The organism is Neoaquamicrobium sediminum (assembly GCF_013240295.1).
GTDB classification, from domain to species: domain Bacteria; phylum Pseudomonadota; class Alphaproteobacteria; order Rhizobiales; family Rhizobiaceae; genus Aerobium; species Aerobium sediminum.
Genome location: NZ_JABETK010000001.1, coordinates 648,444 through 661,763, shown reverse-complemented (window position 1 = coordinate 661,763; position 13,320 = coordinate 648,444). Strand labels below are relative to the sequence as shown.

Annotated in this window: 13 protein-coding genes and 1 pseudogene; 1 reads left to right on the top strand and 13 read right to left on the bottom strand. The window is 61.8% G+C overall.

Translation table 11 applies throughout. The features are described from left to right. Nucleotide 1: 1 nt before the first annotated feature. The 3 genes from HK436_RS03175 to HK436_RS03165 all read right to left on the bottom strand — a co-directional run bounded on the left by HK436_RS03175 (nucleotide 2) and on the right by HK436_RS03165 (nucleotide 3,530). A complete protein-coding gene (locus tag HK436_RS03175; RefSeq protein WP_173187283.1) occupies nucleotides 2-985 on the bottom strand; it encodes an ABC transporter permease in 984 nt (327 codons plus the stop codon). 180 nt (nucleotides 986-1,165) lie between these two features. Next, nucleotides 1,166-2,746, bottom strand: coding sequence for an ABC transporter substrate-binding protein (locus HK436_RS03170; RefSeq protein ID WP_173187281.1), 1,581 nt, complete (start codon nucleotides 2,744-2,746; stop codon nucleotides 1,166-1,168). A gap of 490 nt (nucleotides 2,747-3,236) precedes the next feature. Beyond that, nucleotides 3,237-3,530 carry a DUF982 domain-containing protein gene (locus HK436_RS03165; RefSeq protein WP_173187279.1) on the bottom strand — a complete coding sequence of 98 codons (294 nt, stop codon included), beginning with the start codon at nucleotides 3,528-3,530 and terminating at the stop codon, nucleotides 3,237-3,239. A gap of 214 nt (nucleotides 3,531-3,744) precedes the next feature. On the opposite strand from HK436_RS03165, the gene HK436_RS03160 reads away from it, so the two are divergent. Next, a complete protein-coding gene (locus tag HK436_RS03160; protein ID WP_173187277.1) occupies nucleotides 3,745-4,260 on the top strand; it encodes a pyridoxamine 5'-phosphate oxidase family protein in 516 nt (171 codons plus the stop codon). A gap of 159 nt (nucleotides 4,261-4,419) precedes the next feature. Here HK436_RS03160 and HK436_RS03155 read toward each other — a convergent pair whose 3' ends face one another. The 10 genes and pseudogenes from HK436_RS03155 to HK436_RS03110 form a co-directional block, all read right to left on the bottom strand. Then, entirely contained in the window at nucleotides 4,420-5,730 is a 1,311-nt protein-coding gene (locus HK436_RS03155) for a sigma-54-dependent transcriptional regulator (RefSeq protein ID WP_173187274.1), read from the bottom strand. Further along, a complete protein-coding gene (locus tag HK436_RS03150; RefSeq protein WP_173187272.1) occupies nucleotides 5,727-7,091 on the bottom strand; it encodes a sensor histidine kinase in 1,365 nt (454 codons plus the stop codon). Before HK436_RS03150 ends, HK436_RS03155 begins: the two co-directional genes overlap by 4 nt. 115 nt (nucleotides 7,092-7,206) lie before the next feature. Continuing rightward, nucleotides 7,207-8,067, bottom strand: coding sequence for a monovalent cation/H(+) antiporter subunit G (mnhG, locus tag HK436_RS03145; protein ID WP_173187270.1), 861 nt, complete (start codon nucleotides 8,065-8,067; stop codon nucleotides 7,207-7,209). After that, nucleotides 8,064-8,291, bottom strand: a complete 228-nt coding sequence (locus tag HK436_RS31020; protein ID WP_206680475.1) for an MrpF/PhaF family protein — start codon at nucleotides 8,289-8,291, stop codon at nucleotides 8,064-8,066. Before HK436_RS31020 ends, mnhG begins: the two co-directional genes overlap by 4 nt. A 64-nt stretch (nucleotides 8,292-8,355) precedes the next feature. After that, a complete protein-coding gene (locus tag HK436_RS03135) occupies nucleotides 8,356-8,676 on the bottom strand; it encodes a Na+/H+ antiporter subunit E (protein ID WP_173187268.1) in 321 nt (106 codons plus the stop codon). Then, nucleotides 8,673-10,208, bottom strand: a complete 1,536-nt coding sequence (locus tag HK436_RS03130) for a Na+/H+ antiporter subunit D (protein WP_173187266.1) — start codon at nucleotides 10,206-10,208, stop codon at nucleotides 8,673-8,675. The genes HK436_RS03135 and HK436_RS03130 overlap by 4 nt, the downstream gene beginning before the upstream one ends. Beyond that, entirely contained in the window at nucleotides 10,205-10,615 is a 411-nt protein-coding gene (locus tag HK436_RS03125; RefSeq protein ID WP_173187264.1) for an NADH-quinone oxidoreductase subunit K, read from the bottom strand. Before HK436_RS03125 ends, HK436_RS03130 begins: the two co-directional genes overlap by 4 nt. A gap of 1 nt (nucleotide 10,616) precedes the next feature. Continuing rightward, nucleotides 10,617-11,002 (bottom strand): annotated as a pseudogene (locus tag HK436_RS03120) (MnhB domain-containing protein). A gap of 5 nt (nucleotides 11,003-11,007) precedes the next feature. Further along, nucleotides 11,008-11,637 carry a hydrogen gas-evolving membrane-bound hydrogenase subunit E gene (gene mbhE / locus HK436_RS03115; protein WP_173187262.1) on the bottom strand — a complete coding sequence of 210 codons (630 nt, stop codon included), beginning with the start codon at nucleotides 11,635-11,637 and terminating at the stop codon, nucleotides 11,008-11,010. Continuing rightward, the gene (locus HK436_RS03110) at nucleotides 11,558-13,312 is read right to left on the bottom strand and encodes a proton-conducting transporter transmembrane domain-containing protein (protein ID WP_173187260.1); all 1,755 of its coding nucleotides are present in this window, start codon (nucleotides 13,310-13,312) and stop codon (nucleotides 11,558-11,560) included. The genes mbhE and HK436_RS03110 overlap by 80 nt, the downstream gene beginning before the upstream one ends. Between the last annotated feature and the right edge of the window lie 8 nt (nucleotides 13,313-13,320).

The following is a 13,320-nucleotide window of genomic DNA, read 5'->3' as shown; positions in this document are numbered from 1 at the left end:
CCTATTTCCCCGATCCGGAGGCGTGTACCCGCAGGCGCGGATCGACGGCGTAGTAGAGGATATCGACGATCAGGTTGATCACGACGAAAACGAAGGCGATGAACATCAGGTAGGCGGCCATCACCGGCACGTCGACGACCTGCACCGAGTTGATGAACAGCGAGCCTACGCCGGGCCACTGGAATACGGTCTCGGTGACGATCGCGAAGGCGATGACAGAGCCGAGCTGCAGGCCGGTGATGGTGATGACCGGAACCATCGTGTTCTTCAGCGCGTGGCCGAAATTGATCGCACGCTTGGACAACCCGCGCGCCCTGGCGAAGCGGATATAGTCCTGCCGTAGCACCTCCAGCATCTCCGCGCGCACGAGGCGCATGATGAGCGTGAGCTGGAAAAGCGACAGCGTTATCGCCGGCAGGATGAGCGAGCGCAGGCCGGATTCAGTCAACAGCCCCGTGCGCCACCAGCCGAGATCGACCACCTGGCCGCGGCCGAAGGACGGTAGCCACTGCAGCTCCACCGCGAAGATGTAGATGAGCCCGATGCCGATCAGGAAGGTTGGCAGCGAAACACCAACCAGCGACAGCGTCATGATGATCGCGGTCGAAAGGCTTTTCGGCCGCAGCGCCGTGAAGACACCAAGCGTGACACCGACGACCAGCGCGATCAGCGCCGAGGTAAACGCCAGTTCGATGGTTGCCGGCAGGCGTGACATGATGAGTTCGCTGACCGGCTGCTGCAGGCGGTACGAAATGCCGAATTCGCCCTGTATGGCATTGGTGATGAAGCGGAAAAACTGGATGTAAGCCGGGTCGTTCAGACCCAGCCTCTCACGGAGGGCTTCGAAGTCTTCCAGACGCGAATCCTGACCGAGCAGCGAGGCGACCGGATCGCCCACATAACGGAAGAGCATGAAAGAGATGAGGGCGACGACCAGCATCACGACGATGGACTGGGCTAGCCGTCTGAGGATGAAGGCAAGCATGACTTTGGTCCCCATAGGGTGCAGCGTCCGGCGTTGCCGAACGAACGATGCACGGCATCGCGGCGTCCACCGGTCCATCGATTAGGATGGAGGCGGAAACCGCGACCTTTGAGTGCGGGATGCTAACGAAAAAGGCCCGCGCCGCAAAGTTTGCGACGCGGGCGTTCAACGCAAGTCCTATTACTCGCCGAAGGTAACGTTGTAGAGGCGCGGCTGGTTTTCCGGATGCACGTCCAGGTTCATGCCATCCTTCATGGCGTAGGCCAGAACCTGATTGTGGATCGGCAGCAGCACGCGGTCTTCCTGAACCTTCGCCCAGATCTCGGCGATCGTGGCGTTGCGCTTGTCCAGGTCGACCTCCGTCTCAAGAGATTCGATCTTTGCGTCGAGTTCCGGGTTGGTATACCCGCTCGGGTTATAGGCACCGTAGTGACCCGACTGCGTGTGGATCAGGTCGTTGAAGATGTAGGCCGAATCGAAGGTCGGAACGCCCCAGCCGAGCAGGTAGAAATCCGTCTCCGAATTCTGGATCAGCGGCGAGTGCTGCGTGATCGGGCGCGAGGCCAGCGTGGCCTTGATGCCGATCTGGCCGAGCATGCCTACGACCGCCTGGCTGATCGCCTCATCGTTGACGTAGCGGTTGTTCGGTGTGTCGAGCGTGATCGTGAAGCCGTCCGGATAGCCCGCTTCCGCCAGCAGCGCCTTGGCACCCTCGACATCGGCCTTTTCCGGATACGCGTTCAGCTCGGGCGTCCAGCCGTTGACGAAGGGCGGGGTCGCCACGCCGGTCGGCACCGACTGTCCGCGCATCACCACCTGCTGGATGGCGTTGCGATCGATGGCCAGGTGCATCGCCTCGCGAACCTTGGGATCGTTGATCGGGTTCTTGTCGGTGATGTTGGACGACTTCAGCGGTGCGTCGCCGAAGCGGTAACCGAAATAGATCACGCGGTTTTCGGGGCCGGTGGTGACCTTGATGCCGTCGCTCGAGCCCAGGCGCTCGATGTCCTGCACGGGCACGTCCTGCACCAGATCCACTTCACCAGACAGCAGTGCCGCGACGCGGGTGGCGTTGTCGGCAATCGGGAGATAGATGATCTCTGTGACTGCCGGCTTGGTCTCCGCCCAATGGTTCTCGTTCAGCTTGAGGACCGAACGCACGTCCGGATCACGCGATTCCAGCATGTACGGGCCGGTGCCGTTGGTGTTGCGCACGGCAAAGTTGTCGTCTGTCGAACCGGCTTCCTGGACCTCTACGGCGTTGTTCGCTTCCGTCCAGGTCTTGTCCATCATGAAGGTGTTGGTCAGGTTGTTCGGATAGAGCGGCGAAGGTCCGCTCATCTTTACCTCGACCGTGTGGTCGTCGACGGCGGTGACGCCCTGGACGCCGGCATGAAGCTGCTTCATGTTCGACTTGTCGGAACGGGCGCGGTCGAGCGAGAACACCACGTCTTCGGCGGTGAAGTCGGCGCCGTCATGGAACTTGACGCCCTGGCGCAGTGTGAACACCCACACCGTCGGATCGCCTTCCTTGACCGCCCACTCAGTGGCGAGGCGCGGGATCAGATTGCCCTCGACGTCGCGATCCACCAGCGTTTCGTAGATATGGTGGGCGAAGGTGTGCGTTACACCCTGGTTTTGCGAATGCGGATCGAGCGTCAGCGCGTCGGACGCACGGGCCCAGCGAACGGTTTCCGCGGACGCCGGCATGACAGCGGCGCCGAGCGCGAGAACGCTCGCAGTGAGAAGAAGTTTACGCATAGTGGCTCCCAAACTCTTTTTTGTTTGTTCAATGTTCCCCGTGAGGGCCTGAGCCCGCCCACGATTGGCGGGTACCATAAGGGAGGGGATTGTGTTTGAAAAGCGCCCTTTTTCAGGCTTCCTGACCACCGGTGCCGGTCGCCTAACCCGCTGATTTCAGGTTATTTTAGCGTTTCCGGATTGACTGGCTGCGGTGGAGGCCGACGAGCCCCCGCGTAATCATTTTCAAGCTTATTGCCAAAGGTGTTTCAAACCTGAAACAATCGGCCAGGATGACAGCGATCTGCGTAAGTTAATTACCCGGAAGGCAAGCGGCTGCACATTGGCGCAAGCCACCGGTACGTCACTTCTTTCACCGCCGGTCCGGGCCGGGCGCTGCGGACGCTGCCGCCAACAATGTTCAACATGGCATCCACGCCGCGGCTGCCTGCGCTTTGCTAGACGACGCAGCCGATACATCGTATCTCAGCCGGGTGACGGCCGCATGACGTCAGGTTCTGACGAACTGACCCTGGCTGCGAAGGCCCGTTGTCGCAATGGGCTCGTCTAGGAGTACGCCACGCCGACGCGCATAAGCGACGAATACGTCGTGCGCTTCCTGCGGGGAGCAGCGCTCCGTCAAGGCATCGCGGCAGGCATCGCATGTCGCGTGATAGACCTCGTCTCGAAGGAGCTTGGGCACGTCCTCGAGATATGCGAACGCTTCGCGCACGCTGGCGATCGACCGGGGGAAACCAAGTCCGACCAGGACTGTGACGGGACGCTGGAACGCCGCATTGCGCATGACAAAGCCCTTTTCATTTCGAAGTCTTTTTCGGGATGCTGCGGGGCGGCAGCGCAGCTAAACCTACAACGAGAGAAATGGTTCCGGCCGCCTGCTAGCCGAGTTGCCCGACCATAACACCAGCAAGCTTCCGGTTATTCCTACTGTGACCAAGGAACCGCCGCCCCGGCGCGCGAGTTGAGTCGCTAACTCACTCTTTCGCAAGGAAATGCACATGGCCAAGCAGGACAACCAGGAACAGAAGTCCGACCTTTCAGCCGCCGAGGTCCAGGATCGCATATGGGAGCTCGCCAAGGAGATCGACATCTGCATGTTCGTGACGTGGGATGGAGAGTACAACCGGGCGAGGCCTCTTTCCGCACGCGTTCATCGAGATGAGAATGCCATCTATTTTCTCGTCAACGACGACAGCCCTAAGAACGAGCAATTGGCCGAATATCCCAAGGTCACGATGGCCTGGACGGATAGCGGACGGTACAAATTCGTCACCGTCTCGGGGCATGCCGAAGTTTCGAACGATCGTGACAAGATCGCAAAGCTTTGGGAGCGCACCGACGAGGCGTGGTGGGACAGCGCTCAGGACCCAGACATTCGCCTGATAACGGTGACCCCGGATGAAGGGGAACTGTGGGATAGCCCAGGGCGCATCATTGCGACTGCCAAGATGGCGCTGGCTGCGGTGACTGGAGCCAAGCCTGACTTTGGCGATAACGCCAAGGTTGATCTCTAGCGGTTGAGCGTTTCCGGATGTTGGCCCGGCGTCGCGCCCGGGCCAACATCTTGCGGCTTCGGGAACCGCGAAAGGTCCGTATCGTCTTCTATGGGTTCTATCGCTGCGGGGGTGAACGGCGGCGATGTTGCCGGCGTGGCATACGCCATGTTTTGGAAATCATTGATCGCGCTTGTTGCTTGACCGTCGCTTCCAGAGCGTTGTTCGTGAAATCCCCAGCCGCCTTGCCGCTTCGCCGACCTTCCCGTCGCTTTCAATCAATGCGCGATCGATACGTTCGCTTTCCGCCTGTCTGCGAGCGTCGGCGAGGGTGTCGGGTTCCGGCGCAGCCAGCGCAAGCTCCGGAAAAATATCCTCAGGTGCCAGCATGTTCCCGCGCGCAAGCACCGTGGCGCGCTCAAGACGGTTGCGGAGTTCACGAACGTTTCCGGGCCAGTCGTGGTGAAGGAGGACCGTGAACGCGTCCGGCGAGATCAAGCGAACGTCCATGCCGTGGCGATGAGCTGCCTGCCTCAGCAACCTATCGGCAAGCGGCTCGATTTCAGCGGTTCGATGGCGCAGTGGGGGCAGCGAGATTTCGATTACCGACAACCGGTAATAGAGATCCTCCCGAAAGGTCTTTTCGATGCGCATCGTGTCGAGATCGGCATTCGTCGCAGCGATGATCCGGCCCTGGAACGAGCGATCAGTGCGCGAGCCGACGGGACGAAAGCGACCGTCCTCCAAGACACGCAGCAGCGCGATCTGCAGGCGTGCATCCAGTTCTCCAATCTCATCGAGAAAGAGTGTGCCTTCGCCTGCTTCCTCAAAGAAGCCGACGTGGGACTGCGAGGCACCGGTGAACGCTCCGCGCTCGTGGCCGAAGAACTGGCTTTCCAGGAGCTCATGCGGGATCGCACCGCAATTTACGGCAACGAACGGCTTCTGTGCACGGCGGGATGTCGCGTGAAGGTAACGCGCGGAGACCTCCTTGCCCGTTCCCGTTTCGCCCGTGATCAGCACTGGCAGATCGGTGTTGGCGACACGCCGGAGCTGCTCGGCAATGCGCTCGGTTGCCGGCGAAAGAGCGAAGTCGACTACGCCGTTTTCCTCGACTTCTACAGCCGGTCGGCGCAGGCGCCCGCGAATACGTTCGATGACATCGTCGACGTCATAGGGCTTGGTCAAATAGTCGTCCGCACCAGCCTTGACCAGACGTACAGCCTGGTCGATCTCGCCAAAGGCGGTGGCAAACAGAATCGGCGTATCTCCGAGCCATGGCTGGGCTCTGCGGTAGAGGTCTTCACCCGAACCGTCCGGCAGCACGATGTCGGAGAGGACGAAATCGGGTCGGCGGCGTCTCATGGCGATCAAAGCCTGGTCGCAGTCCTTGGCCCACGTGACCTCGAAGTCCTCCAGTTTCAGCCGTTGGGTCAGCGCGCCGCCGAGGATGGCGTCATCCTCCACAACCACGACATGGTGCCTGCTCATTCGCCGCCGCCTTGGACCTGTAGGGGCAGATGTAATGTGATGCGCGTGCCGAGCTGGGGAAGGGACTGCACCGAAACGCGACCGTTGAGGCGCTCTACCAGGCGAACGACCACGGAGATGCCGAGCCCCGGCAGATCGGGTGACGGTGTTCCTTTTTGCAGCGCCTGTGTCATCTGCGGCTCCAGGCCGCTTCCCTGATCTTCCACTTCGATCTCCAGTTGCTTGCCCAGCAGCTTTGCCGACAGCCTGACGCTTCCACCCTTGTTCGATGCCTGCACGGCGTTGAGCAGAAGATTGAGAAGGACCTGCCGCACTTCAAGAGCGGCTACCGGTACTTCATCCGGAATCGAAAGATCCATGTTGATCGTGACATCGCGAGATTTACCGTCTGCATCCACAAGCAATCGCAGATCTTGGAAGTCCTGACGCGAAAGTGGGCGCCACCGTATCCGTGTGCGGTGGCTCGCAAGCGTAGCGTTCACGACCTCGTCAAGCGCACTGACGCCTCTGTCGAGGAACTCGATTGCCTCGCGACGGGGTTGCTCGTGGTCACCGAAGCGCTTCAAGGTGCCGATGGCGGCACGCATGCCGCCCAGCGGATTGCGGACTTCATGAGCAATGGTGGCAGCAAGTCGCCCGAGCACGGCTTCCCGTTCTCTGTCGGCAAGGTGCTTGAGCAGGGCTTCACGTTCGTGCGTGGCATGCGCCATTGCATTGAAAGCATGGAACATTCTCGCCGATTGCCGGTCGCCAAGCGGGATCTCACCCTCCGTGATCGGGCGGGGATCTCCGAACGCCGCATCATACAGTCGGCGTGCCAGCAGGGCGACCGGCCGCTGCATCCGTCGCACCATGAAGAAGCCAAGCAGCGCGCAGACCAGACTGAACGCGAGATCGAACAGCAGCAGCAACCATCGCAACTGCCGAGGTGATTCCTGGAAGGCAGAAAGGTCGAGATCGGCGGCGACCGTTCCCACCCGCACACCATTGGAATGCAATCCGCGCCAGATCCACATCCCGCCGTCATTTGACATCGGCAGTGTGCCGGTTTCGGCCAGGCCCAATTCGGAGGGAAGTTCAGGCACCGCATTTTCACCGGCGCGCAGTGCCTCGGCTCTGACGTTCAGGTCGTTGTCGAGGAACATGAGCCGCCGATCGACGACACCTTCATGGAATTCCAGCGCCTGTTCGAGAACGGAGCCGACGGCTTCGTCGTCGCCGTTGCGCACATAGGGAAGCACCGCCGCAGACAACCCGTCCAGATAGACGTGGCCGAGAGTCTCGGCCTGGCGCTCGGCCTGCCGAGACATGACGACGATCGCGGTCTGCGTGGAGACCACAGCGGCGACGAAGATCATCATCGCCACAATCACCGGCAACCGTACGGTGACGGGAATCTTCTGCGCTAACGGTTCCAGGGCTCCGACACTCCCGATTGCGATGTCCTTTTCAGGTTCGCAAGTCGGGCGTCGCGCTTCAACCGAAAACGACGATCGGGGCATCGTCTTCCCGGGGTTCGCTCGCAGGAGCTATCCGGTGATGCGTGAGCTTGGACATTGGGGCGATCTTCTTGTCAGCCAGGCCGTGATCGAACCAGGCCTGGCGCGACAGGACCAGCGCAACGCCGTCGGTCAGACGATCGCGAAGTATCGGGATAGGGTCTCCCTCCTCGACATACAGCCCGAAGCGCACGCCGGCCTGGGTCGCGGCTTCTTCGACGACTTCGACCGTTTCGGCGACCCGTCGGCGCGCTCCTGCTGTCAGGGTGTTGCGCAACTCCTTGGCGTAGTAGTTTCCGCCGATGGGCACCGGCCCGACGTCATGCAGCGTCTTGGTGTCGATGATCGCCAGTCCGGCCAGATCGACCTTATGTGCCTTGGCCATTGCGATCGCATGGGTGATTGCCGCATCCATGCCCGGCCCGCTTGCTATGCCGAGAACGACCTTTTCAATCTTGTGGTTCATGGTTTTCCTCCGAAACACTGCGGATGCGGGATGATCGAAATCGCCACGCTGCAATTCGCCCTCGAGCTGGTCTTCACGCGTTCCGCCCCACAGCGGCACACCGGCGACGTATCCGGCTCGAGCCAGCAGATGTCCCGCGATCGGCTGGGTCAAAAGCAGGAAGGCGATGGCGATCGTCACCTTGATCCATGTGCCGGCCGACGGTTCGGCGAAGGCAACGCCGACAAGCAACAGGCCGCAGCCGACGACGCCGGCCTTGGTGGCGGCATGCATGCGCATGAAGAAATCCGGCAGGCGCAGAATGCCAAGCGCGGCGATCAGGCACAGGCCGGCGCCGGCTATCAGGAAGGCGACGGAGAGCAACGCCATCATGGCCCTTCCTCTTCGTCGATCGAGCCGCGTTCTATGAAGCCGGCGAAGGCGACCGTGGCGAGGAAGCCGATAAGCGCCACGCCCAGCGCGATGTCCACGAACGCGACCGAGCCCGAGACAACGACTGCCATGCCGGCAGCGGCGACACCCAGCAGGCCGAGCAGGTCGAGTGCGACGACGCGGTCGGGGCCGGAAGGCCCCGGATGATACGCAGGCCCGCACACAGCATGGCGGCGAACAGGAGGATGCCGGAGATCGCCACACCGGCGGCAAAAAGAGCTCCGCCCATCATGACAGCACCTCCTTCACCCGCCTTTCGAAGCCATCCTTGATCTGGGCGACGCTCTGGTCGGAAACGTTCATCACGTGCACGTAAAGGGTCGAATGATCCTTGCTCACATGCAGGCTGGTGGTGCCCGGCGTCAGCGTGATCATGTTGGCGAGCAGCGTGATCCCGGCGCGGCTTTCCACATCGAGCGGTACCGCGACGATTGCCGATCGGATCGGCCGGCGCGGGTTGAGCACGGTCATGACGACGTCCTTCACGGAAAGGGCTAGTTCGCGAAAGAAGATGCCGGACAGACGGCACCAGGAGAGAACCACATTCATGGGCGTGCCTCCGTGACTTGTGCGGGAGCGCCGAAGACGGCGTCGATGTAAGCGGACTTGTCGAGGAGCTGTTCGCCGGCGCGCAGCGAGTAGTCGACGAAAGGCTCGGCGAAGAGGCCGATCGTCAGCGTGATGGCCGCAAGGACCACGACCGGCGAGAGCATGATGATCTTCGCCCGGCGATCGGCCTGCCAGCGGCGCATCGTCTGGCCCGACTGATCCGGTGCCGCTTTCCAGAACGCTTCGTTCCAGATCTTGATCATCGAATAGAGTGTCAGGATGCCGACCGCGAGGCCCGCCGTTGCAAGAACGATGTGGCCTGCGTCCAGGCTTGCCTTGATGACGGTGAACTTCGACCAGAAGCCGGAGAGGGGTGGAAGGCCGGCAAGTGACAATGCGGGAATGAGGAACAGCACGCCCAGCATCGGCATGGTTCTGTAGAGGCCGCCGGTCTGCTTGAGATCGAAGGATCCACCTGCGCGGTTCACGACGCCCGCGATCAGGAACAGGTTGGCTTTCACGATGATGTGGTGGATCACGTAGAGGATCGACCCGCCGATCGCCAGGGGCGTGGCCACGGCGATGCCGAACAGCATGTAGCCGATCTGGCTGACGATGTGGAATGAGAGGATGCGGCGAATGTCGAAATGGGCCGCCGCCCCCAGAACACCGGTCACCATCGTGAAGATCGCGACAGCCGTGACGATTGGCCCCGTGTAGCCGGCATCGCCATCGAACAGCAGCGTGAACGTGCGGATGATGGCGTAGACGCCGACCTTGGTCAGCAATGCTGCAAAGATAGCCACGATCGGCGCAGACGCAGTGTGGTAGGCGGCAGGTAGCCAATAGAACAGCGGAAAGACCGCAGCCTTCGCGCCGAACGTCGCAAGGAACATGAGGGCCAACGCCGTCACCAGGCCCTGGTTTTCCAGCGTTGGGATGACGCGTGCCAGGTCCGCCATGTTGAGCGTCCCGGTCATGCCGTAGAGAAACGCGACGCTCATCAGGAAGAAGGTCGTCGCGATGAGGTTGAGCGTGACGTATTTGATGCCGGCGTCGAGCTGTTCGCGCGTTCCGCCCAGCGACAGCAGGCCGAAGGACGAGATCAGCATGATCTCGAACCAGACATAGAGATTGAAGATGTCGCCGGTCAGGAATGCGCCGGTCACGCCAAGAAGCAAGCCCTGATAGAGCACGTGATAGAAGGCATTCTCGCGTGCTTCGACATCGCCGACCAGCCCGTAGACGCCTACCGCGACCGCCATGAGTCCGGTGATGAGAACCATGGCCGCTGAAAACATGTCGCCGACGAAACTGATGCCGAAAGGCGGCGCCCACCCGCCGAACTGCGTGGCAATTACCGTACCATCGCGCACAGCAAGCAGCAGCACGACAGATGCGCAGAACAGGCCGAGACTGGCAGCCAGGCTTATCAGACGCTGGAGCAGCGGGTGACCCCACGCCAAGGCGCAGAGCGCTACGCCGATCGCCGGCGCCAGAACCGGTAGTGTCAGCAGCAGATCGGCCGTCATTCCGCGGGCTCCATCTTTCTGGCCGCGGCCTGGCTGCGATCGGTCGGGACCTTTTTGGCGGCCTCGGGCTCGGCCTCGCGCATGGCATCGGTATCGACCGTTCCGAGGCGCCGGTGGGCGCTTTCGAACAGCACGGTCGTGAAAGCGACGAGCGAGAAGGAGATCACGATCGCCGTCAGGATCAGAGCCTGGGGCAGCGGGTTGGCGCCGCCGACCAGAGCGGTCTCGCCGGCGGCGACGAGTGGAGGTGTGCGCGAGCCCATCCGCCCAGCCAGGAATATCGACAGGTTGGTGGCATTGCCGAGCACGAGGAGGCCGAGCACCACCCTGAGCACGTTGCGTGACATCAGCAGATAGGCGGCGACGGCCACCATCACACCGAAAGCGAGAGCGAAGACGGGCTCCATCTCACTCCTCCAGATAGTAGAACAGAAAGCTCAGAACCGCGCCGATGACGACCAGATAGACGCCAATGTCGAAGATGAGCGTGGTGCCGAGGGCGATCGCCTCGAAAGGCCATTGATGCGTGAGGTATGGCTGTGCCAGCCACAGAGCGGGCATGCCGGACGCAAGGGCGATGACGAGGCCCGCGCCGATATATGTCTTGGGCGACGCGAAGATGAGTTGCGTCAACGACACACGGCCACGCGGGAGCGCGTGAACGGCGATGCCGGCGGCGGCGATAAGCCCCCGATGAAGCCGCCGCCTGGCTCGTTGTGGCCCCGCAGCAGGACGTAGATTGAGAAGATGAGCGCTGCCGGCAATATAAGGCGGCTGGTCGCACGAAGGATCATCGAGTTCATTGGCGCTCCTCCTGCTTCGCCCGACGCATTCCCGCCAGAACCGCAGCGGCTGCGATCGCCGCGAGGCCGAGGACAACGATCTCGCCGAGCGTGTCGATGGCGCGGAAATCGACGAGGATGACGTTGACGAGGTTGCGGCCATGGGCTTCGGGCACCGCAGTTTCGCGGAAGAACACGGAAAGGCGATCGTCGAAGGGTTGTGCCAGGACGCTCAACATCAACAGCGAAGCGACCAGGCCGATGCTTGCCGCTATCCAGCAATCACGGGTGCGCTGAGGTTTCGAACGGTACTCCTGTTCGCGGAAGGGCATTCGCCCCACGATCGCCAGCATGATGACGATCGCCAGCGCTTCGACAGAGAACTGCGTGAAAGCGAGATCCGGCGCACCCTGAAAGAGAAACAGCAGCGCGACCGCGAAACCGACCATGCCTGCGGCAACGATGCCGGCCACGAAATTGCGTGCCCGTAAGATGGCAAGCGCAGCAACCGCCAGGATGACCGCGATCGCTATTTCGGGCACGAGGCTGTCTGCGAATGACGGCAACTCAAGCCCGCCGCGCGCCACGAGCGTGATCCCGCCTGCCGCTGCGACGGTGAGCAGTGTGCGGCCAACATATACACGCATGCTGCCGGTCTGGATGAGACGGGTCTGCCATGCAGCGAGACGCTTGCAGGCCGCTAATCAATCGATCGTAAGCCTGGTCCGGTCCCCACCGATCAATGTTGTCGATGGCTGCAAGCCTGAGCCGCAAACCGTCCCAGCGCCGGTATGTTACGACGCCCAACGCCAAGGTGAGCACACTGAGCGCGAGCATCGGCGTGAAGCCGTGCCAAAGGGTAAGGTAGTAGTCCAGCGGCGCGCCGGCCGTGGCGCTGGCTGCGGGCACGATCAGGCTGTCGCTGATAAGCCACGGCATGGCGCCGAAAAGGAGGCCCAGGGCGGCGAGCACAACCGGACCGGCAAGCATTGCGACGCCGGGGTCATGAGCCGCCTTGGGTGTCGACGAGAGATCGCCATAGAAGCACCGGATCGCAACAATCGCGGCGACGACCACCATCGACACATTGGCAACGAGGGCAATGACGACGAGTATCCAGGATCCGGAGAGTTCGAGCCCTGTTTCGTAAACGAGTTCCTTGGCGGCGAAGCCGATGAAAGGCGGCAAGCCAGCCATCGACAGCGCGCCCAGCATCGCAACACCCGCCGTGATCGGCATATGGTGCCGGAGGCCGCCAAGGGTCGAGGAGTCACGCGTACCGGTTTCGTGGTCGATGATCCCGGCCACCATGAACAGGCACGCCTTGTAGAGCGCATGGACGACCAGGAAAATCACGACGGCCACCGAGGCGAGTTCGCCGTCGATGCCGATCAGCATCACCAGAGTGCCCAGTGATACGATCGTGGAATATGCGAGCACACGCTTCAGATCGGTCTCGCGCATTGCGAGCACCGCTCCCGTGAGCATGGTCAAGGCTCCAAAGCTCGTCAGCAGTGCGATCCAAAGCGCATGTGCGGAAAACACCGGGTCCAGCCTTGCGAGCAGGTAGACACCCAGCTTCACCATGGTTGCCGAGTGCAGGTAGGCCGACACGGGCGTGGGCGCGACCATGGCGTTGGCAAGCCAGGCGTGCAGCGGAGCCTGCGCCGATTTTGCGAACGCACCCGCCGCGAAGAGGATTATGATCGCCGGCGCAGTCGGATGCGCGGCGATCACTTCCGCTTGCCCCAGGATCGCGGTGATGGAGAAGGTGCCGGCAACCCACCCCAGCAGGATCACGCCCGCGAGCATTGCAAGACCGCCGGCAACGGTGATGAGAAATCCCTGTTGTGCCGAGCGCCGGGTGTCCGCCCGCTCCGGCGAATAGCCTATAAGCAGGAACGAAGTCAGGCTGGTCAATTCCCAGAACACGACCAGCAGCACCAGATTGTCGGCAAGCACCGCGCCGAGCATCGACGCCATGAAGAGCGTCAGCACCGTGTAGAAGCGGGCAAGCCTTGGGGCGCCCTTCAGATATGACGAGGCATACAGGAAGACGGCAGTGCCGATGCCGCAGATGAGAAGGGCGAAGGTAAGCGAGAGACCATCGACCCTGAATGCGGCGTCGATTCCGAGCGACGGAATCCAGCGATAGGTCTCAAGTGCGACTTCACCGGCCGTCAGGATAGGCAGGAAAAGGCAGAACCCCGCAAAAAGAAGCAGGGGCACGGCGGCAATAACTTGCCACGAGCGTCCACCCGCCCAGCCAACGAACGGCGCAGAAAGAAAGGAAAAGGCAACGAGTGCTAAAATGGTCATCATCAGGCGTT

Coding starts and splice junctions, on each gene's coding strand:
- HK436_RS03170 (WP_173187281.1), bottom strand. CDS start 2,746: ATGCGTAAACTTCTTCTCACTGCGAGCGTTCTCGCGCTCGGCGCCGCT.
- mnhG (WP_173187270.1), bottom strand. CDS start 8,067: ATGATGGCGTTGCTCTCCGTCGCCTTCCTGATAGCCGGCGCCGGCCTG.
- HK436_RS03175 (WP_173187283.1), bottom strand. CDS start 985: ATGCTTGCCTTCATCCTCAGACGGCTAGCCCAGTCCATCGTCGTGATG.
- HK436_RS03165 (WP_173187279.1), bottom strand. CDS start 3,530: ATGCGCAATGCGGCGTTCCAGCGTCCCGTCACAGTCCTGGTCGGACTT.
- HK436_RS03160 (WP_173187277.1), top strand. CDS start 3,745: ATGGCCAAGCAGGACAACCAGGAACAGAAGTCCGACCTTTCAGCCGCC.
- HK436_RS03130 (WP_173187266.1), bottom strand. CDS start 10,208: ATGACGGCCGATCTGCTGCTGACACTACCGGTTCTGGCGCCGGCGATC.
- HK436_RS03150 (WP_173187272.1), bottom strand. CDS start 7,091: ATGATGATCTTCGTCGCCGCTGTGGTCTCCACGCAGACCGCGATCGTC.
- HK436_RS03110 (WP_173187260.1), bottom strand. CDS start 13,312: ATGATGACCATTTTAGCACTCGTTGCCTTTTCCTTTCTTTCTGCGCCG.
- HK436_RS03125 (WP_173187264.1), bottom strand. CDS start 10,615: ATGGAGCCCGTCTTCGCTCTCGCTTTCGGTGTGATGGTGGCCGTCGCC.
- mbhE (WP_173187262.1), bottom strand. CDS start 11,637: ATGCGTGTATATGTTGGCCGCACACTGCTCACCGTCGCAGCGGCAGGC.
- HK436_RS03155 (WP_173187274.1), bottom strand. CDS start 5,730: ATGAGCAGGCACCATGTCGTGGTTGTGGAGGATGACGCCATCCTCGGC.
- HK436_RS03135 (WP_173187268.1), bottom strand. CDS start 8,676: ATGAATGTGGTTCTCTCCTGGTGCCGTCTGTCCGGCATCTTCTTTCGC.